1 protein-coding gene is annotated in these 981 nt (G+C 47.2%); it reads left to right on the top strand.

The genetic code is table 11. The annotated features are described in order from the left end of the window. Positions 1–981 (top strand): AbgT family transporter (locus R7Q11_RS25075; protein ID WP_225466867.1); only part of this gene is annotated, 981 nt, incomplete at both ends.

The following is a 981-nucleotide window of genomic DNA, read 5'->3' as shown; positions in this document are numbered from 1 at the left end:
CCTGCGATTTTGTTTTTCTGGGCACTGATCATTACTTGGGCTGCGTCTGCACTTTTGTCGAATGTGACTTTCGACCTTCCAAACCCTCGAACGGGCGAAGCTCTTACCATTACTAACTTACTTACGGGTGAAGCTCTAGCAAGTTTCCTTGCTAACATGGTCACTACGTTTACTGGTTTTGCACCTCTAGGCATCGTATTAGTTGCAATGTTGGGTGTAGGTGTTGCGGATTCTTCTGGTTTTATCACGACTGGCCTTAAGAAGATGCTGAACTTCACTCCAGCGAAGCTACTTACACCAATGCTTATTCTTGTCGCAATTATCTCGCATACCGCGGCTGATGCGGGCTACGTTTTGGTTATTCCTCTAGGTGGTATCATTTTCCATGCCGCTGGTCGTCACCCTCTAGCTGGTATCGCAGCGGCATTTGCTGGTGTGTCTGGTGGTTTCTCTGCAAACTTCATTCCTTCAGGTATTGACCCATTGCTCGCTGGTTTCACACAAACGGCAGCACAGGTTCTTGATCCTGAATACGTGGTTAACCCTCTAGCAAACATCTTCTTCACTGGTCTATCTTCAGTGATCATCGTCGCTATCGGTTGGTACGTGACTGAGAAAATCATCGAGCCACGTCTAGCAAAGATGCCAATTGATGAAGATGCAGAAACGGCACCAAACTTAGGCTCTTTCACTGAGTTGGAATCAAAAGCATTCCGCTACGCTGGCTGGGCTATGATGGCGGGTATCGCACTTCTTGTTGCCGCGTTATTGCCTGAGAACTCGGCACTTCGTTCTCCTGAAGGCGAAATTACGGCGTTTTCTGCGCCTATCATGAAGTCGATTGTTCCACTGATCTTCATTCTATTTATCATCCCTGGTTACGTTTACGGTAAAGTATCTGGCACCTTTAAGACAAGTAACGACATCATCAAAGCGATGGCGGACACCATGTCGACCATGGGCGCATACATTGTAATGTCA

The organism is Vibrio sp. 970, assembly GCF_033339075.1.
Note: the sequence above shows the minus strand (reverse complement) of the source record. Positions and strands in the feature narration are given on the sequence as shown.